This window comes from Leucobacter fengyongliangi (assembly GCF_052386045.1).
This window is the reverse complement of record NZ_CM126356.1, coordinates 1,091,184-1,108,527: the sequence shown is the minus strand read 5'-3', so window position 1 is coordinate 1,108,527 and position 17,344 is coordinate 1,091,184. Positions and strand designations below refer to the sequence as shown.

General features: G+C 64.9%; 16 protein-coding genes. 8 read left to right on the top strand and 8 right to left on the bottom strand.

Annotated features, from left to right (window positions below; genetic code table 11):
- The first annotated feature begins 11 nt into the window (after positions 1 to 11).
- A complete protein-coding gene (locus ACTNFK_RS05220) occupies positions 12 to 1,658 on the top strand; it encodes a DEAD/DEAH box helicase (RefSeq protein WP_435936338.1) in 1,647 nt (548 codons plus the stop codon).
- A 144-nt stretch (positions 1,659 to 1,802) separates the two neighbouring features.
- Here ACTNFK_RS05220 and ACTNFK_RS05215 read toward each other — a convergent pair whose 3' ends face one another.
- Complete coding sequence (locus ACTNFK_RS05215; protein ID WP_435936337.1) at positions 1,803 to 2,675, bottom strand: PHP domain-containing protein; 873 nt, start codon at positions 2,673 to 2,675, stop codon at positions 1,803 to 1,805.
- A gap of 48 nt (positions 2,676 to 2,723) precedes the next feature.
- On the opposite strand from ACTNFK_RS05215, the gene ACTNFK_RS05210 reads away from it, so the two are divergent.
- Together ACTNFK_RS05210 and ACTNFK_RS05205 are read left to right on the top strand one after the other, a co-directional pair.
- A complete protein-coding gene (locus ACTNFK_RS05210; protein WP_435936336.1) occupies positions 2,724 to 4,193 on the top strand; it encodes an aminopeptidase P family protein in 1,470 nt (489 codons plus the stop codon).
- 162 nt (positions 4,194 to 4,355) lie between these two features.
- Positions 4,356 to 4,703: a histone-like nucleoid-structuring protein Lsr2 gene (locus ACTNFK_RS05205; protein ID WP_435936335.1), complete on the top strand. Its 348-nt coding sequence runs from the start codon at positions 4,356 to 4,358 to the stop codon at positions 4,701 to 4,703.
- On the opposite strand, the gene ACTNFK_RS05200 is transcribed toward ACTNFK_RS05205, so the two are convergent.
- Positions 4,700 to 5,197 carry a YflT domain-containing protein gene (locus tag ACTNFK_RS05200; protein WP_435936334.1) on the bottom strand — a complete coding sequence of 166 codons (498 nt, stop codon included), beginning with the start codon at positions 5,195 to 5,197 and terminating at the stop codon, positions 4,700 to 4,702. The two genes, ACTNFK_RS05205 and ACTNFK_RS05200, sit on opposite strands and share 4 nt — an antisense overlap.
- A 92-nt stretch (positions 5,198 to 5,289) precedes the next feature.
- Positions 5,290 to 7,029 carry an HNH endonuclease signature motif containing protein gene (locus ACTNFK_RS05195; protein WP_435936333.1) on the bottom strand — a complete coding sequence of 580 codons (1,740 nt, stop codon included), beginning with the start codon at positions 7,027 to 7,029 and terminating at the stop codon, positions 5,290 to 5,292.
- A gap of 208 nt (positions 7,030 to 7,237) precedes the next feature.
- Between ACTNFK_RS05195 and ACTNFK_RS05190 the strand changes: the two genes are divergently transcribed.
- From ACTNFK_RS05190 to ACTNFK_RS05180, 3 genes are read left to right on the top strand one after another with little or no spacing between them, the layout of a single operon-like run.
- A complete protein-coding gene (locus tag ACTNFK_RS05190) occupies positions 7,238 to 8,497 on the top strand; it encodes a magnesium transporter MgtE N-terminal domain-containing protein (RefSeq protein WP_435936332.1) in 1,260 nt (419 codons plus the stop codon).
- The gene (locus ACTNFK_RS05185) at positions 8,494 to 9,171 is read left to right on the top strand and encodes a DUF1003 domain-containing protein (protein WP_435936331.1); all 678 of its coding nucleotides are present in this window, start codon (positions 8,494 to 8,496) and stop codon (positions 9,169 to 9,171) included. The genes ACTNFK_RS05190 and ACTNFK_RS05185 overlap by 4 nt, the downstream gene beginning before the upstream one ends.
- Positions 9,155 to 10,339, top strand: coding sequence for an Mrp/NBP35 family ATP-binding protein (locus ACTNFK_RS05180; protein WP_435936330.1), 1,185 nt, complete (start codon positions 9,155 to 9,157; stop codon positions 10,337 to 10,339). The genes ACTNFK_RS05185 and ACTNFK_RS05180 overlap by 17 nt, the downstream gene beginning before the upstream one ends.
- A gap of 9 nt (positions 10,340 to 10,348) precedes the next feature.
- On the opposite strand, the gene ACTNFK_RS05175 is transcribed toward ACTNFK_RS05180, so the two are convergent.
- The gene (locus ACTNFK_RS05175) at positions 10,349 to 12,094 is read right to left on the bottom strand and encodes a putative bifunctional diguanylate cyclase/phosphodiesterase (protein WP_435936329.1); all 1,746 of its coding nucleotides are present in this window, start codon (positions 12,092 to 12,094) and stop codon (positions 10,349 to 10,351) included.
- Positions 12,091 to 12,516: a twin-arginine translocase TatA/TatE family subunit gene (locus tag ACTNFK_RS05170; protein ID WP_433647314.1), complete on the bottom strand. Its 426-nt coding sequence runs from the start codon at positions 12,514 to 12,516 to the stop codon at positions 12,091 to 12,093. Before ACTNFK_RS05170 ends, ACTNFK_RS05175 begins: the two co-directional genes overlap by 4 nt.
- 122 nt (positions 12,517 to 12,638) lie before the next feature.
- On the opposite strand from ACTNFK_RS05170, the gene ACTNFK_RS05165 reads away from it, so the two are divergent.
- Positions 12,639 to 13,271 carry an O-methyltransferase gene (locus ACTNFK_RS05165; RefSeq protein ID WP_435936328.1) on the top strand — a complete coding sequence of 211 codons (633 nt, stop codon included), beginning with the start codon at positions 12,639 to 12,641 and terminating at the stop codon, positions 13,269 to 13,271.
- Between the two features lie 88 nt (positions 13,272 to 13,359).
- Here the strand turns inward: ACTNFK_RS05165 and ACTNFK_RS05160 are convergent, their stop codons facing one another.
- Positions 13,360 to 13,530: a DUF3117 domain-containing protein gene (locus ACTNFK_RS05160; protein WP_433647283.1), complete on the bottom strand. Its 171-nt coding sequence runs from the start codon at positions 13,528 to 13,530 to the stop codon at positions 13,360 to 13,362.
- 81 nt (positions 13,531 to 13,611) lie between these two features.
- The gene (gene dapE, locus ACTNFK_RS05155; protein WP_435936327.1) at positions 13,612 to 14,718 is read right to left on the bottom strand and encodes a succinyl-diaminopimelate desuccinylase; all 1,107 of its coding nucleotides are present in this window, start codon (positions 14,716 to 14,718) and stop codon (positions 13,612 to 13,614) included.
- 17 nt (positions 14,719 to 14,735) lie between these two features.
- On the opposite strand from dapE, the gene dapD reads away from it, so the two are divergent.
- On the top strand, positions 14,736 to 15,692 hold the full coding sequence (gene dapD, locus ACTNFK_RS05150) for a 2,3,4,5-tetrahydropyridine-2,6-dicarboxylate N-succinyltransferase (protein ID WP_435936326.1): 957 nt from the start codon (positions 14,736 to 14,738) through the stop codon (positions 15,690 to 15,692).
- 345 nt (positions 15,693 to 16,037) lie between these two features.
- Here the strand turns inward: dapD and ACTNFK_RS05145 are convergent, their stop codons facing one another.
- Positions 16,038 to 17,336 (bottom strand): citrate synthase, encoded by a 1,299-nt coding sequence (locus tag ACTNFK_RS05145; protein ID WP_435936325.1) that lies wholly within the window; start codon positions 17,334 to 17,336, stop codon positions 16,038 to 16,040.
- Positions 17,337 to 17,344 lie beyond the last annotated feature (8 nt).

Below are 17,344 nucleotides of genomic sequence, written 5' to 3'. Positions count from 1 at the left end.
CAGGATCTCACGTGACCACGTTCTCTGAACTCGGCGTCGAACAAGACCTGGTCGACGCTTTGGCGTCTTCCGGCATCATCGACGCGTTTCCCATCCAAGTTGAAACTATTCCGCTTGCGCTCTCGGGCCAAGACATCATCGGGCAGGCCAAGACCGGCACCGGCAAGACCTTCGGATTTGGCCTTCCGCTACTGCAGCGCCTCGGCGATGCGCCCGGGCCCGGTGTGCAGGCCCTCGTGGTCGTACCGACCCGCGAGCTTGCGGTGCAGGTATTCGAAGACCTCGAGCTCGCCGCCAAGGGCCGCGCGACCAAGATCGTGCCGATCTATGGCGGCAAGGCGTACGAAGGCCAGATCGATCAGCTGAAAGACGGCGCGCAGGTCGTCGTCGGCACCCCGGGTCGTCTGCTTGACCTCGCAGGCCAGCGCATCCTCGATCTCAAGAATGTGCGCGAAATGGTGCTCGATGAGGCCGACAAGATGCTCGACCTCGGCTTCCTCGCCGATATTGAAAAGCTGTTCGCGCAGACCCCACCGGTGCGTCACACCATGCTCTTCTCGGCCACGATGCCGGGCACGATCGTCGCGCTCGCTCGCCGCTTTATGAAAAACCCGATCCACATTCGCGCGACTGACCCCGACGAGGGGCAGATGCAGGCGAACATCGAGCACATCATCTACCGCGCGCACTCGCTCGACAAAGACGAGATCATCGGTCGCATTTTGCAGGCCGAGGGTCGCGGCAAGACCGTGATCTTCATGCGCACCAAGCGTGCCGCAGCGAGGCTGCAGGAAGAGCTCACCGATCGCGGCTTCGCAGCGGTCAGCGTGCACGGCGATCTGAATCAGGAGCAGCGCGAGCGCGCGATGGCCGCGTTCAAGGCAGGCAAGAAGGAGATCCTCATCGCCACCGATGTCGCGGCTCGCGGCATCGACGTTGACGACGTGACGCACGTGATCAACCACACGGTGCCCGAAGACGAGAAGGCCTACCTGCACCGGGTGGGGCGCACGGGACGCGCTGGGCGCACCGGCATCGCGGTCACCTTCGTCGACTGGGACGATATGCACAAGTGGGCGCTCATTAACAACGCGCTCGAGTTCGGCATCCCCGAGCCGCGCGAGACCTACTCCTCCTCCCCGCACTTCATGGAGGAGTTGAAGATCCCCGAGGGCACCAAGGGCCGCCTCAAGGCGACGCCGATCAAGGAGCGCGCACCACGCAGCGACCAGGGTCGCAGCGGCTCCACTCGCGGCGGGTCAGCTCGCAGCGGGTCGGCTCGCGGCGGGTCGGCTCGCGGCGGGTCGGCTCGCGGCGGGTCAGCTCGCAGCGGGTCGGCTCGCGATGGTTCAGAAGATTCAGCAGGTTCGTCAGAGGGCGGATCCGGCTCATCCAGCCGCACCCGCAGCCGCACGCGCAGCGCGAACCCAAAGGGGCGCGGTCGTCACGAGGCACACGGTCACGAGGGTCACGGCCACGACAGTGAGGGAACCGGCGAGCCCGGCGCGGATCGCGAAGCGATTCAGGCCATCGCCCTGGGCGAGGGAACCTCGACCTCGGCGCGCAGGCGCAGGCGTCGCCGCCGCAACACCGGTGCCGGCGAGGCACCCACGAGCGGCACGAGCGAGGCGCAGGCCACTGAAAGCTCCGCCGAATAGGCAGAGCACCGAATAGGCAGAGCACCGAATAGGTAGAGCAGAGACTCGGGCACCGGCCCGAGGAGGTTCAGCGGGTCGGTCGCTTCCCGGCATTCCCGCTGAACCCTGCTTTGCGGCAGAGCGGACTGAACCGAACCGGGTCGGCTAGTGCGGCACAGCGACCTGGGCGCGAATCGCGTCCCAGATCGCTGCCGGGCTCGTGTGTTCGCCCAGCAGGTTCGGCTTCCCCGCGCCGTGATAGTCGCTCGCCCCGGTGACGTGCAGCCCATGCGCATCGGCGAAGTCGGCAAGCACCGGGATCCACTCGCGTCGATTCTCGGGGTGGTCGAGCTCGATACCCCAGAGCCCTGCCTCGACCAGAATCTCGAGTGCCGACGGGTCGACCGCCCGGCGGTGACGGCCCGCGGCCGGGTGCGCGAGCACGGCGACCCCTCCGGCATCGCGCACCAGTCGAATCGCTTCGACCGTGTCAATCGCGTAGGTGGGTAGGTAGTATGCCGATCCCGGGTGCAGCACATCGGCGAAGGCTGCCGAGCGATCTGCGAAGTATCCCGCGTCCACGAGCGCGTCGGCAATGTGGGGTCGCCCCACGGTTCGCACTGACCCCTCTGCGTTCACCGATTCCCAGACGATGTCGAAATCCGCGGCGAGACGGCGCACCATCTCGCGCGCACGCCCTACCCGCGACTCACGCACCCGTGCGAGCGCGGCGGTGAGATCGTCATGGCTCGGGTCGATCCCATAGGCCAACAGGTGAGTGGATCGCCCCTCGTGCTTCGTGGTGATCTCCATGCCGGGCAGAAACCCGAGACCCGCTGCGCTGGCCGCGACGCGCCCCTCCTCCCAGCCCTCGGTGGTGTCGTGGTCGGTAAGGGCGAAACCGCCAAGCCCGAGCGATGCCGCGAGGTGCGAGATCTCGGTCGGGGTCGTCGTGCCGTCGGAGTGCACGGAGTGCGTGTGGAGGTCGAAACGCATGGGCTGCGACGAAATCCCGTCAGCCCGCAACCGTGTGCTCATTCCCCCATCGTATTGTCTCTGGGTGCCACTTCAGCGACCAGTGGGAAGATGGAAGGCATGACGCACAGCGAGACCGAGGCAGCCACGCACGAGGCAACCACGCACGAGGCAGCCACTCACGAGGCAGAGATCGACAACAGCAGCCGGAGCACGACCCCGGGCGGGGAGGGATTTCTCGCCTACGTCATGTCTGGCTGGGCCGAGCGTAACGAGCAGCTTCCCACCGAGCGCCCGGCGGCAGGGTTTGCCGCGCGGCGACGTGCTGCCCTGGGAACCCAGTTCGTCGGTGAGCGGCTCGTGATCAAGGCGGGCGTCATGAAGCAGCGCTCAAACGACACGTTCTACCAGTTTCGGGCCCACAGCGCGTTCGCTCACCTCACGGGCTGGGGCAGCGATGCCGAGCCCCGCGCGATCCTCGTGCTCGACCCGGTGGCTGAGGCTGCATCAGATGGCGGATCGGCGCAGACCCACACCGCCACGCTGTACTTCCGCGAGAGCGCCGGCCGCGACACCGACGAGTTCTTCGCGAACTCCGAGATCGGAGAGTTCTGGATCGGGAACCGCCCCTCGCTCGCCCAGGTCGCGGCCGACCTTGGCATCGCAACCGCACCGCTCGATACCTTCGTCGACACCGACCATGATCGAACACTGGCTGACGCGGAGCTGGCGCGCGTGACTTCCGAGATGCGGCTCGTGAAAGATGAGTTCGAGGTGAGCGAGCTGCGATCGGCCGTCGACGCGACCGCCCGCGGCTTTGATGACGTGCTCAGCGCCCTCGGCAGGGCCGCGCAGGCGCCCCGCGGTGAGCGCGTCGTCGAGGGCGTGTTCAACCAGCGCGCAAGACTTGAGGGCAACACCGTCGGGTACGAGACGATCGCGGCGGCAGGCGACCACGCGTGCACCCTGCACTGGGTGCGCAACGATGGCGAGGTGCGCGACGGCGAGCTGCTGCTGCTCGATGCCGGGGTGGAGATGGACAGCCTCTACACCGCTGACATTACGCGCACGGTGCCGATCTCGGGCACCTTCACCGAGGTGCAGCGCCGGGTGTACGAAGCGGTGCTCGAGGCGGCAGACGCGGCGCGAGCCATCGTGCGGCCCGGGATCCGCTTTGGTGATGTGCACGATGCTGCGATGCGCGTGATCGAGCGAAAGACCCGCGAGTGGGGATTGCTGCCCGCAGCCGCGACAAACGACACCACCCCCTATCACCGCCGCTACATGGTGCACGGCACGAGCCACCACCTGGGACTTGACGTGCACGACTGCGCGCAGGCGCGGCGAGAAATGTACCTTGACGGGATCGTGGAGGCGGGAATGGTGTTCACGATCGAGCCCGGGCTCTACTTCCAGCCCGACGATCTCACTGCCCCCGCCGAGTATCGCGGCATTGGGGTGCGCATCGAAGACGACATTCTTGTCACCGAAGACGGCTGCATCAATCTTTCTGCAGCGATTCCCCGCACTCCCGAGGCCGTCGAGGAATGGGTTCGCTCACGTCGCACACCCGGAGAGTAAATACACTTCTGCGTATCAGGAGGAATGATTCGGTGAATCCCCGCGTGAATTCCGAGTTCCCTTATACTCATTCGTAATCTATGTATCCAACTCATTACCTGATGGGGCAATTCAGATACATATCGCGACATTCGCGCAAATGAATGAAATACAGGGTGTCTCATGGCAAAGCGAATTACAGAAATCCTCGTCGACGATCTCGACGGCACTGAGATTGTTCCTGGCGCAGGCCGCACCGTGAAGTTCGCTTTTGAGGGTGTGAACTATGAGATTGATCTCACCGATGAGCACGCCGATGAAATGCGCGCGGCATTGTCGGGCTATCTCGCGGTCTCACGAAAGGTCGGGAGTCCTACTCGTGCCTCATCACGCGCGGTACCTCGCACCGGTGCTGCCTCTGGCAGGGATCTCACGTCAGTGCGCACCTGGTTGCGTGCGAACGGCATGGACGTGTCTGACCGGGGCCGGATTCCAGCCGCACTCCTCGAAAAATATGAGGCCGCGCACTAATCGTTGCTTTTCGCCAGTATTTCTCTTGCCTGCTGCACCAAAGAGGGAGAAGCAATGAGATCATACCTCGTAGCAACAAATTGCATAACTGAGGAAAAGTCTCTTCTGTTTCGATTCATAGCATAAGAGAGAACACCGAACAGCATTCCAAAACCGGCACCAATTGCTATCGCCGAGAGAAATACACCGAATATCGCCGCATTATCGGGCTGGAATATGAAGAGCAATAGCCCGAGAAAGAGACCCAGGTACGCGCCCGAGAGAGCCCCCATGAGTGCAACGCGGCCGTAGGTGAGCTTTCCGGTAACCCGCTCCACACTGCAGACATCGTTTCCGAGAATGGAGACTTCGTTCACGGGAAAGTTCGCGCGCGCGAGGCGATCGACGGCGTGCATGGCATCTGCATAGTGATCGTAGGTTGAAATAACCTCGCCCTTGGGCAGCTCGGGCATTTGCGGGAGGCGGCGCATTGCGCCGGGGCTTGAATTGCTCATGCCGCGATTCTCCCACGCTTGCCCAATATTCCAGAGCAGGACAGTTGAATCAAGTAATCACCTAAGAACTGACTCTCATCAGCCTTGCTCGGTCATCGACCGGGCGGTGCTTCGGAACGCTCAGGTGGCGCAGGTCTCCCCTGGCCTGGCTGGGGCGCCGAGGATGGCGCCGGGGATGGCGGTGGCGGTGGCGAAGCGCGCCCAGCGTAATGATATTCGGGGAGATCGGCGTGATCCACCCCGAGCGGACTCGTCCAGATCAGGGTGCCACCAGTCTCTTGTCGCACGGACCACCGTGCCGTGTCCATCAGATCAGGGTGTTTGAGCGCGTGGTGGCGGCGGCAAAGAAATGAAGCATTCCCGAGGGTAGTCGCCCCGCCGTTCATCCACTCCACCGTGTGGTCAACGTCGCAGAAGTGGGTCGGCATCCGGCACCCCGGGAACCGGCAGTGCTGATCGCGGGCCTCGAGCGTGCGCCGCATCGCTTCCGTGATCCGATACCGATCGGTCGATATGACCCCGCCGTCATCATCAAGACCGACCCGGTTCCAACCCGGCGCGGTCGCGGAGAGCTGCCTGGCGGTGACCGCGTCGATCGGCCCGTACCCGGCAAGGGTCGCGTGCTCAGCACGCTCACCGGTCGGCAGCAGCAAGGTGATCGTTGGAGTGATGCCGCGGATCCCGCTCCGGTGCGTTGGGGCCCGCCATGCGCGGCCCGCTCCCCCGACACCAGCATCTCCGGCAACGTAGGCAGCATCGGCAGCATCGGCAAGGCCAGCACACCTCTCCGCATCGTTTTCGCACGGGTTCCCGGTCACACCCGTCAGCAGCAAATCAGCGAAGATATCGGCGCGAAGCTGATCCATACCCCGCACATCCACATCAGGATCCGCGGCCCCCGTCGCACCGATCGCCCGTTTCGTGGCGCGTGCGCCCTGCGAGAGACGATCGAAGATGCCATACGCCAGCACCGCGGAGACCTCCGCCCCGACCTCCGCCATCCCGTCTTCAAGCTCCCGCACCCACACCCGACGACACGCCACCGCCGCCTCATGCCGCTCCTCAAGCGCCACCGGGTTGAGTGTCTCCGCGACCTGACGAAGTTTCGTGCGCAGTCGACCTGGCGTGAGCGCCCCCGCAAGCTCCAACGCCCGCGCCTCGAACCCGGCCCGCACCGTGGCACCCTCGTCACCGCCCGGCAGCTGCGCCCCCGCAGCCGTGATCGCGCGCACATGCGCCGTGGTGACCTGCCCCACCCCCAACGCCGTCAACACACCCGGAAACCGGGTAGCAAGATTCCACGCCTGCGAGCACTGCTCAAGCACCGCACGGTCACTCACATGCACCCGAGTCGCGCACTCCGCCACGAACGACCGCAACACCACATCGTGCGGATCCGAAGGAGCTGGCACCACCTCCTCGCGCACATGCTGCGAGAGTGCCACGATCTTCGCGAGGGCCCGCGCCTGATCAGCCTCCGCCTCGGCCTTGCGCTTCGTCGCCGCAACCCAATCGTCGCGATACCCGGCGAGCAACGCCAGATCGTAATCGTGGATCAGACCAGACCCGCCAGCTTTTCCGCGCCCACCGCGGCCCGCACCCGTACCCATACCTTCAATAGGCGCCTCACCCGCGACACCGGCACCACCCGATCCACCTGATCCACAGCCGGCATCTGCAGAAATAAACCTCACCCGAGACGCGGATGCACTACCGCCGAGCGAAGCCGCCATGCCCGCAACGCCCACAGCACCAACAGCAGCAGCACCAGCACCGACAAATGCCGGGTCAGCCAGGCCAGCCGGCCCGCGAGCGAGATCGTTTTCGAACATATGTACAGTCAACCAGGCGCCACCGACATGCACGACCCCCCAAGGCCCGTTTGGGCCCAAAAAGCATCCCTTGCTCTCATTGAGCACCCTACAAAGCGAACATACGCTCCCCTACTTCGTTCCATTTGGAAGCAGCACACGAAAACAACTTCGGCACGCGGGGGTCTAGCCCAGTGAGTCGGCCGGGCAACCCAGCTAGTCTTGACCTGTGAGCAGTTCGCGAATTTTCGTGCGTCGACTCGCCGGCCGCGGCGTATTCGACCCAGTCGGCGACCGCATCGGCAAGGTTCGTGATGTCCTCGTGGTCTACCGCGCCGCCGCGGCCCCCCGGGTCGTGGGGCTCATCGTCGAGATCCCGGGCAAACGTCGCGTATTCGTGCCGATCGGGCGCATCACATCGATCGGTGCGGGACAAATCATCGCCACCGGACTCATCAATGTGCGCAGATTCGAGCAGCGACTGGGCGAGACGCGCATGATCGCCGAGATGATGGGCCGTGAGGTGCACCTGACAGATGTCACAGGCGTCGCCACGATTGAAGATGCCGCGATCGATCGCACGCGCTCGGGCGAGTGGATCGTTTCCGAGGTATTCGTGCGACTACCTAAGCCCGCGGCGCCCTTTGCGCGTGGCGATTCCCGCATCGTGCGCTGGGCCGACGTTCGACTCCCGACGGAATCGGCGAATGCCCAGTCCGCGGAGTCCCTGATTCAGACCCTGGTGGATCTGAAGCCGGCCGACCTTGCTGAGGCACTCCTTGAGCTCCCGAACGCGCGCATGATCGAAGTTGTGACCGAATTGCCTGACAATCTCGTCGCCGACGCACTCGAGGAAATGACCGAGACCGACCAACTTGCGATCCTCGGACAGGTCTCAAACCACCGCGCTGCCGACGTACTTGACGAAATGGAGCCCGACGACGCAGCCGACCTGATCGCAGCACTCCCCGCAGCACAGGGCGAGGAACTCCTGGAACTGATGGAGCCCGAGGAAGCGAAAGACGTGCGGCGACTTCTGAAGTATCATTCCGACACCGCCGGTGGCCTGATGAGCCCGTCGCCAATTGTGCTCTCTGCGGAGTCGAGTGTCGCCGAGGGTTTGGCGATGATCCGCCGGACCGAGATTCCGGCCGCGATGGCTTCCGCTGTCTATGTCACTCTTCCCCCGTATGAGACCCCCACCGGCGAGTACGTCGGCATGGCCCACTTCCAGCGCATGCTGCGTTACCCGCCGCACGAGCGCATGTCGGCGCTCGTCGATACGGAGATCGAGGCAGTGTCCGTGCACGCGAGTGCCGCCGAGGTCGCGCGGCGCCTCGCCAGCTACGACCTGGTCGCGCTGCCCGTCATTGACGATCAACAGCGACTGGTGGGTGTCGTGACCGTCGACGATGTCCTCGATCATCTCCTCCCCGACGACTGGCGCCACGCGGTCGACGAGACACCGCTGCCCGGAGCCCACCGATGACTCCGGCGAAGCGCCAGCCGGCCCTCGACTCCCCCACCAGCCCGACCAGCCGCACCGAACGTCGCTTTGGCCTGTTTCGCCGTGGCGACGGGGGCGGCAACGAACGCTTCGGCCGCTGGACCGAGGGCATCGCCCGCGGTATGGGCACCCCATGGTTCCTGCTCGGCCTCACCGTGTTCGCATTGGCATGGCTCGCCTGGAACACGATGTCGCCCGAGCCGTGGCGCTTCGACTCGGCAGCACTCGGTTTCACCGCGCTCACGCTCATTCTCTCGCTGCAGGCGTCCTACGCTGCCCCGATGATCCTGCTCGCGCAGAACCGGCAAGATGACCGGGATCGGGTGCAGATCGAACAGGACAGGCAGCGCGCCGAACGCGCCCTCGCCGACACCGAGTTCCTCGCGCGCGAGGTTGTTGCGTTGCGGATCGCGCTCCGCGACCTTCCCGACCGCGACTTCGTGCGCGCTGAGCTCAGGGCACTCCTGGCCGACCTCGAGCTGGAGCGCGAGATCGATCGCCAAGAACAGGCGGCCGAGCGTCCTGCGCATGCAGAGCAGGACGCAGAAATCGCTGCGGGTTTCCGAGAGCACACCCACGACATCTCGGCGAAGAATGACGCCGAAGATGCCTCCGAGACCGAGCCCGGCACAGGGATCGATGATCGACTTCGCTGATCGCTCGTCGGCCAGTGTCACCGAGCAGGCGGTGTGGCGCGCGCTCGACACCGTGCGGGACCCGGAAATCCTCCGTCCTATCACTGACCTCGGCATGGTGCGCGGGGTCTCCGTGGACGACGCGGGTGTCGCCTCCGTCGGTGTCTCGCTCACGATTTCCGGCTGCCCGGCCGCGCAACGCATCGAGGCCGACACTCGCGCAGCGACCCTCTCCGCTCCTGGCGTGACGGGCGCGCACATCGACGTCGATGTGATGTCACCCGCTGCGCGCGCGGAGTTCACCGATCGGGTGCGTGGCGCACGCGCCCAGCGCGTGTCGCAGTTTGGCCCGACCTCACTCACCCGAGTGATCGCCGTGACGAGCGGCAAGGGAGGCGTGGGAAAGTCGTCGGTCACGGTCTCACTCGCAACCGCGCTCGCAGCGCGCGGTCTTTCCGTCGGTCTCATTGATGCTGATGTGTTTGGCTTCTCTATTCCGTCGCTGATGGGCCTCAGCCACGACGGGCGGGTGGAGCAGCCGACCCGCGTCGACGATCTCATCCTGCCTCCCGTAGCTCACGGGGTGAAGGTCATCTCGATCGGAATGTTCCTGGGCGATTCCGACCCCCGGCAGACGGCCGTGTCGTGGCGAGGTCCGATGCTGCACCGCACGATTGAGCAGTTTCTTTGCGATGTGTGGTTTGGCGACCTCGACGTGCTGCTGCTCGATCTCCCGCCCGGCACCGGAGACGTGGCGATCAGCGTGGGCCAGCTGCTGCCGCAGGCCGAGGTGCTCGTCGTCACCACCCCGCAGGAGGCTGCGGCAGACGTTGCGGTGCGCAGCGCACTCGTCGCGAGGCAGACGGGGCAACGGGTGAGCGGCGTGATCGAGAACATGGCGGGCCTCGCGCAGCCAGACGGCACGGTGCTCGATCTGTTTGGTACCGGCGGGGGTAAGCTCGTTGCCGACCGCCTGAGTTCCGACGAACACGGAGTGGTACCGCTGCTCGGGAGCATCCCGCTCAGCGCCGAGTTTCGCGCCTCCGGAGATGCCGGTCAGCCGGCTGTGCTCGAGCTGCCGCACGACCCCGCCGCGCGCGAGCTCAACCGCATCGCCGGGGTGCTCGCCGCGCAGGGCCGCGGGCTCGCGGGCAAGCCCCTGGGCGTCTCGGTGCGCGACGCGCGCTGATCCGCTGTCTTAAGAGATCTGAGCAAGCGGCGCGGGCCGACCGAACAGGTACCCCTGAAACGAGTCGACGCCGAGTTCGCGCAGCAAGAGAAACTGCTCGCGCGACTCGACCCCCTCGACCACAACCTTCAGTTGCATCACGTGGGCAAGATCAACGATCGCCTGCACGATTGCCGCGCCGGTGCTGTCTTCGGTGATGGGCAGCACGAATGAACGGTCGATCTTCAACTGATCGACCGGCAGCCGAACCAGGTAGCTCAGCGACGAGTGCCCGGTGCCGAAGTCGTCGAGGGCAACCTGCACCCCGGTCTCGCGCAGCTCATCGAGCACCTGAATCGAGCGCTCAATGTCGTCGTGCATCAGGCTCTCGGTCACCTCGACCTTGAGTCGATCCGCCGGCGCGCCGTGCCGGGCAAGCGCTGCGCGCACGGAATCGGGAAAGTTTCGTGGGTTGAGCTGTCGCTCGCTCACGTTCACCGACAGCGTGAGGTGCTTCCTCGCCTCGTCTTGTGCCCACTCGCCAAGTATCCGGCACGCCTCATGCAGCACCCACGTGCCCAGATCAACGATCAGCCCCGATTGCTCGGCCAGCGGAATGAACTCGCAAGGCGGCACGAGGCCTCGCTCGGGGTGCTGCCAGCGCACCAGGCCTTCGTACGCCTCGACCGTTCCTGCAATATCAACGATGGGTTGCAGATACAGTCGCAACTCATCGTGTGCGACGGCGTGACGGAGCTCGAGCAGCAGTTTGGTTCGATCGCGGATCTCCTCCACCATCTCGGGCTCAAACTTGCTGGGCTGATGCGTGCCGCGCGACATCGAAACACGTCGCCGCGCAATTTCTGCCTGCTGGTATACCTCCGCGCCGCTTCGGTTTTCACCACCGCCGCACAGGGCAAAACCCACTCGCACCGCGGGCTCCAGCGAGAAGCCGAGATCGAGTCGAATCGTGGTGCCCACCTCGAACACGACCTGTTCTGCGAGGATCATCGCCTGCGCTTCGGCCTCTTCTCGGTCCTCGCCCAGCTGATCGAACATCAGCGCAAACCCCGCGTTGTCGATGCGCGCGACCTCGGCGGGTCGCGGCTGCATGCCAATTAAACGCTCTGCGGTGTGCAGCAGCAGCCGATCACCCTCCGGGTATCCGAACGCGTCGTTCAACACCCCGAGATCTTCGAGCGCCACCGTGACGAATGCCCGGTACCCCGTCGAACTCCCCGCTGTGCATTCGTTCAGGCGTTCAAGCATGGCGGTGCGGTTCAAGAGCCCTGTCAGTGGATCGCGGTATGCCAGATCACGCATACGTCTACTGGCCGCGTGGAGCTTGGTCGTGTCAGTGCGAAGCGCGATGTAGCGTTCGGGCTTGCCCCGCTGGTCGAGCATCGGCACAATCGTGGTGGCAACCCAATACTCGCTGCCGTCTTTCGCACGGTTGCACAGCTCGCGCTGCCATACCTTTCCGCGGCCGATGGTCGCCCACATCTCTTTCCAGAACTCACGCGGGTGGTGGCCCGAGTTCACGATGTTCTGCGGCGCTCCGATCAGCTCTTCGCGGGTGTATTTCGACAGCTCGACGAACTTGCTGTTCGCCTCAAGGATCACGCCGCGACGATCCGTGATGGCAACGATCGAGTGTGCATCGACTGCGGAACCCAGATCATCCAGGGTGCGCTGCAGAGAGGCGTTCTCTTCGAGCACACGCGAAATGGACTCGTTCGCCAGTGTTTCGGGATCGAGCATGGCGCTACCGGTCACGTAGCTTCCTCGTCGAAGTTGAGGGGACCACCCGGGTTGTCCTGAGAAAGGCCGCTGGCAGCGACTGCGCCCGTAACGTCTGACGCAGCCGCGACGGGGCCGCCGCCGATTCGACGTGTCTGGCTCGCCTGCGCGGCACGGCTGCGCCTGGCCTCGGTCTGAGCTTCCTTCTGGTCTTCGAGCAGCGCGTCACGAATGATGCGTCTCGGGTCATACTGGCGCGGGTCGAGTTGCTTCCAATCGACCTCGTCAAACTCGGGGCCCATCTCGTCGCGAAGTCGATCCTTCGCGCCGTCGGCCATGCGCTTGACACTGCGTACCAGCTCTCCAAGTTTCTTCGCGTACATGGGCAAGCGCTCTGGACCCAACACGAACATGGCGATCACGAGGATCACCAGGATCTTGTCGATCGTCAAGCCCATGAAGCCATAGTAGTGCAGCGGGCCCACCCGATCCGACTCGGCCGCGCGCCGCCATCCCAGGCGCCAACGCGGGCGGTAACGTAGAGGCATTCGCACGACGAACACATCATCACGGAGGAACCTTGAGCCGGCTCGAACGCAATTGGCAGTACGCCGAGCAGTACCCCACTGAGTCTGAGGCTCAGGTACGCGCCCGTCGGCTGTCGCTCGAGATCGGTGTCGAGCCGGTGAGTCGTGCGGTGGCCGCCCAGCTCTCGGGCCTGGCCGCGACGACCCGCGCGCGCGCCATTTGTGAGGTGGGCACGGGAGTGGGGTTGAGCGGCCTGTCGCTGCTGCGGTTCGTTCCCGAGGCAACCCTCACCTCAATCGAGATCGAGGCCGAGCATCTGCGCCAGGCCCGCACCGTGTTCGCTGAAGCCGGGGTGCCCTCAGCCCACCTGCGCCTGATTCAGGGCGATGCGCTGCAGGTGCTCCCCCGCTTGAATCTCGGCTCGTACGACCTGGTGCTCGTCGACGCAGACGCGGCCAATCTGCTCGACTGCTTCGAGCATGCACTACAGATCGTACGCCCCGGGGGCACCGTCTTGGTGCCGAATGCCTTCGCCCACGGCCGCGTGACCGATCCCGCCGCTCGCGACGAGGTGACCCAGAATATGCGCGACCTCCTCACGACCGTCGCTGAGTCGCCCGCTATCGCCCCGGTGCTTTCGCCTGCGGGTGACGGGTTGCTGATGCTCACGCGCATCGAGGTGTGACCGCGTTCTGAATGCTCACAGAGCCTCACGGAATCACGAAACCCCCGCCCACCGGGCAGGGGTTTCGTTCATATTTGGATCTTGTTATTTAGCCGTCGACGACAGCAGAAAGCACGTCGCGCAACTCCTTGGCCTCTGCATCATTGACAGAAACAACCAAACGGCCGCCGCCCTCAAGCGGAACCCGAACTACGATTACACGACTTTCTCGAACCGCTTCCATCGGGCCGTCGCCGGTCCTCGGTTTCATTGCCGCCATTGCATCTCCTTGCTTGTGCGTCGGTGTCTCAATTGTATCGGTTGAGAGATAGACGAGGGAAACCCTCAGTGCCCACTCTTGTCACAATTCACCGGTGAGCCAGGTTCGGAGCGCCTGAAACGTGAGTTCAATCTGCGAGGTCGACACCCGTTCGTCGTCGGCGTGCGCAAGCAGTGGATCCCCCGGGCCAAAGTTCACCGCGGGTATTCCGAGCGCAGAGAAGCGCGAGACATCCGTCCACCCGACCTTCGCGGTGGGCTGAGCACCGACCGCGCGCACGAGGCTCTGCGCGAGCGGAGCATCGAGGCCGGGGCGCGCCCCGGGCGCGAGATCCACGATCTCAACCTCGTCGGCATCGGCGAAGAACGCACGCACGAAGGCGACCGCCTCGTCGCTCGACCGGCTCGGTGCGAAGCGATAGTTCACCTCGATATCGCAGCGGTCGGGAATCACGTTGCCCGCAACCCCACCCGAAACACGCACGGCGTTCAGGCCCTCGCGGTAGTCGAGGCCGTCGACGGTGATTATCTCCGCTTCGAAGCGCGCGAGCTTGCCGAGCAGTTCCGAGGCTCGGTGGATCGCGTTCACGCCCATCCAACTGCGCGCCGAGTGCGCGCGCGTACCCTGCAAGGTAACCCGCGCCCGCAGCGTGCCGTTGCAGCCGCCCTCGATGGTGCCGCTCGTGGGCTCGCCGAGAATTGCAAAGTCGGCGGCGAACAGGTGCGGTGCGTGGGCGAGCGCGCGGCCCAGCCCATTCAGATCGCTTTCGACCTCCTCGTGGTCATACCACACCCAGGTCAGGTCGGCCGTTGGCTCGGCAAGCTCGAGCGCCAGCGCGAGTTGCACCGCGACCCCGGCCTTCATGTCGACCGTGCCACGCCCCCAGATCACGGGTTCGCCGGTTGCCGGGTCGACCTCGTCGCGCACCGGGAGGTTGTCGTTGATGGGCACCGTGTCGAGGTGGCCGGCGATCACGACGCGGCGCGCTCGCCCCAGCTCAGTGCGGGCGATCAGGGTGTCGCCATCGCGGGTGACGTGGAGGTGCTGGGCACCCTGCAGCAGGCGCTCAACCGCGTCGGCGATGCGCCGCTCGTCGCCCGAGACAGATGCAATGTTGCACAGCTGCCGGGTCAGTTCGACCGGACCGGCCGCGGGATCAAGGTCGAGAGTTTCTGGGGAGTTGCTCACCCTACTACCCTAGAGGCATGACTGAATCGCGCTTCGCCTGGGCCGCAGGCCTCGCCACCATCGCTTCCGACGGCACCACGCTCGATGCCTGGTTTCCCGCCCCTGAGCTTGGGCGTCGCCCGGCGGATCGCGATCCACTGATCGCACCCACCGACCTCGAGGAGCTCGCCGGTCGCGACGAAACGCGCGGTGTCGAGCTGCGGTTCGTCAATCTCGAGATCGATCTCGACGCGGCCCCCGCGAGCACCGAGGACGCGTACCTGCGTCTGCAGCTGCTCTCGCACTGCCTGGTGCAGCCGAACACCATCAACCTCGACGGCATTTTTGGGGCGCTCCCGAACGTGGCGTGGACGACGGCCGGGCCCATGCTGCCCGCCGACTATGCGCGGCGACTGCCGGTGCTGAAGCGGGCCGGTATCACTGCGGTGGGACTCGATAAGTTCCCCAGGCTCACCGATTACCTCGTGCCGAAGGGTGTGCGGATCGCCGACACGTCTCGCGTGCGCCTCGGCGCACACCTCGCCCCCGGCACCACCGTCATGCACGAGGGGTTCGTGAACTTCAACGCGGGTACCCTCGGCGCCTCGATGGTGGAGGGTCGCATCTCACAGGGCGTGATTGTGGGAGATGGATCGGACATCGGTGGCGGTGCCTCAATCATGGGCACCCTGTCGGGCGGCGGAACCGAGCGCGTGCGTGTGGGCGAGCGCGCGCTGCTCGGCGCGAACTCGGGCATCGGTATCTCGATCGGTGACGACACCGTGGTGGAGGCCGGGCTGTACGTAACGGCGGGCACCAAGGTGCGACTGCCGCACGGCACCGTCGAGTCTGCTGGCGAGCCGGTGGACACGAAGGCGAACGAGCTTTCGGGGGTGCCAAACCTCTTGTTCCGCCGCAACTCGATGACGGGGGCCGTTGAGGCCCTGCCGCGCACCGGCCACGGCATCGTGCTCAACGCCGCGCTGCACGCGTAGGCGGGGCAATCCGCCCCACCCCCATCCTGCAGAATGACCTTCAACCGGCTGTTTGGAGCGAGATCCGCCGGTTGGAGGTCATTCTGCCGGTTGAGGCACTGAACCGCGACCGGGGTCAGTGTGCGAGAGCTGCCGCGTGCAGGCTACCGCCTGCACTTGCCGTGAGAAAGATCGGTTGCGTGTTCCAGTGGTCACCTGAGTGGAAGCGAAGGTGACCAACTTCTATTGATCGCTGGTTGGCTAGTTTCCCACCTGTGATCCTGGACCAACTGTTGATGCAGCAGAGGTTCCCACCCGTTCTTCCGATGCCGTGGGCAGCACAGCTGGCCGCGGCCCCCGGAGCGTCTAGCGGTCGAGGTTGCGCTCGCGGCTGCCGATGTACAGCTGCTGCGGGCGGCCGATCTTCGTCTGCGCGTCTTCGTGCGCCTCGCGCCACTGCGCGATCCACCCGGGGAGACGACCGATCGCGAACAGCACCGTGAACATGCGGGTAGGGAAGCCCATCGCCTTGTAGATCACGCCGGTGTAGAAGTCGACGTTCGGGTAGAGCTTGCGCTCCTTGAAGTAGTCGTCTTCGAGAGCGATCTGCTCGAGCTCCTGCGCGAGGGCCAGCAGCGGATCATTCACTCCGAGTTCGGCGAGCACCTTTCCGGCGCTCTCCTTCACGATGCGCGCACGCGGATCGTAGTTCTTGTACACGCGGTGACCGAAGCCCATGAGCTTCACGCCAGCTTCCTTGTTCTTCACGCGCTCAACGAACGACTGCACGCTCTGACCCGAATCGCGGATCTGCGCGAGCATGTCAAGCACCGCCTCGTTGGCGCCGCCGTGCAGCGGGCCCGACAGCGCGTTAATGCCGGCCGAGATCGAGGAGAACATGTTCGCCCCGGTCGAGCCGACGAGGCGCACGGTCGACGTCGACGCGTTCTGCTCGTGGTCGGCATGCAGAATGAGGAGCTTGTCGAGCGCGTCGACGAGCACCGGATTCATCTCGTACTTCTCGGCACGGTTGCCGAAGTTCAGGCGCAGGAAGTTTTCGACAAAGCTCAGGTTGTTGTCGGGGTACAGGAAGGCCTGCCCAATCGACTTCTTGTGGGCGTAGGCTGCGAGCACGGGCAGCTTCGCGAGCAGGCGAATCGTGTTCACCTCGACGAACTCGGGCACCGCGGTGTCGAGCGAGTTCTCGTAGTAGGTCGACATGGTCTGCAACCCGCCAGACAGCACGGCCATCGGGTGTGCGGTGTGCGGCACGCCCTCGAAGTAGTAACGCATGTCTTCGTGCAGCAGGGTGTGGCGGCGGATCTCACCATCGAACGCGGCCAGCTCGTTTGCCGTGGGCAATTCGCCATAGATCAGCAGGTAGGCAACCTCGAGGAAGGTGGACCCGGCTGCCAACTGCTCGATCGGGTACCCACGGTAGCGCAGGATGCCTTCTTCGCCATCGATGAAGGTAATAGCCGACTTGGTGGATGCCGTATTCACGAACCCGTAGTCGAGTGCGGTGAGCCCGGTCTGCTTGGTCAGCGTGCTGACGTCAATGGCAGAGTTGCCATCGGCCGCGGTGAGCACCGGGAACTCCGCCTCGCGGCCATTCACAGTGAGCTTCGCGGTACCAAGGCTTTGGCCCTGAGTCGATTCAGTCACGTCGTCTC

What these genes read in the sequence shown, in the direction of transcription:
- ACTNFK_RS05215 (WP_435936337.1), bottom strand. Translation starts at nt 2,675, where the DNA reads ATGAGCACACGGTTGCGGGCTGACGGGATTTCGTCGCAGCCCATGCGT.
- ACTNFK_RS05210 (WP_435936336.1), top strand. Translation starts at nt 2,724, where the DNA reads ATGGAAGGCATGACGCACAGCGAGACCGAGGCAGCCACGCACGAGGCA.
- ACTNFK_RS05205 (WP_435936335.1), top strand. Translation starts at nt 4,356, where the DNA reads ATGGCAAAGCGAATTACAGAAATCCTCGTCGACGATCTCGACGGCACT.
- ACTNFK_RS05200 (WP_435936334.1), bottom strand. Translation starts at nt 5,197, where the DNA reads ATGAGCAATTCAAGCCCCGGCGCAATGCGCCGCCTCCCGCAAATGCCC.
- ACTNFK_RS05195 (WP_435936333.1), bottom strand. Translation starts at nt 7,029, where the DNA reads ATGTTCGAAAACGATCTCGCTCGCGGGCCGGCTGGCCTGGCTGACCCG.
- ACTNFK_RS05185 (WP_435936331.1), top strand. Translation starts at nt 8,494, where the DNA reads ATGACTCCGGCGAAGCGCCAGCCGGCCCTCGACTCCCCCACCAGCCCG.
- ACTNFK_RS05180 (WP_435936330.1), top strand. Translation starts at nt 9,155, where the DNA reads ATGATCGACTTCGCTGATCGCTCGTCGGCCAGTGTCACCGAGCAGGCG.
- ACTNFK_RS05170 (WP_433647314.1), bottom strand. Translation starts at nt 12,516, where the DNA reads ATGGGCTTGACGATCGACAAGATCCTGGTGATCCTCGTGATCGCCATG.
- ACTNFK_RS05160 (WP_433647283.1), bottom strand. Translation starts at nt 13,530, where the DNA reads ATGGCGGCAATGAAACCGAGGACCGGCGACGGCCCGATGGAAGCGGTT.
- dapD (WP_435936326.1), top strand. Translation starts at nt 14,736, where the DNA reads ATGACTGAATCGCGCTTCGCCTGGGCCGCAGGCCTCGCCACCATCGCT.